The 239-nt window shown below is 67.4% G+C and carries 1 protein-coding gene; it reads left to right on the top strand.

From position 1 onward, the window contains the following. Window positions 1-21: 21 nt before the first annotated feature. Window positions 22-239, top strand: a 218-nt coding sequence (locus tag ACL02S_RS24325) for an acyltransferase domain-containing protein (protein WP_412804820.1), incomplete at its 3' end; no start/stop codon positions are given.

Raw genomic sequence — 239 nt, 5'->3', positions numbered from 1 at the left:
TTCGCCGCCGAGGCGGCTCGGGTGGACACCGAGTTCCAGAAGATCGCAGGCTGGTCGATCACCGAAGAACTCTTGCGCCCCGAAGACCGATCCCGCGCCACCTCCACCGTCGTCGCCCAAGCAGGCAACTTCCTGATCCAAGTCGCGTTATGCGCCGAACTCGCCGAACTCGATATCCGCCCCGCCGCCGTGGTCGGCCACAGCGTCGGCGAAGTCGCCGCCGCCTACATCGCCGGAGC

Source organism: Nocardia spongicola, from assembly GCF_047200775.1.
In the GTDB taxonomy this organism is placed as follows: domain Bacteria; phylum Actinomycetota; class Actinomycetes; order Mycobacteriales; family Mycobacteriaceae; genus Nocardia.
This window is presented reverse-complemented; position numbering and strand designations above follow the sequence as displayed.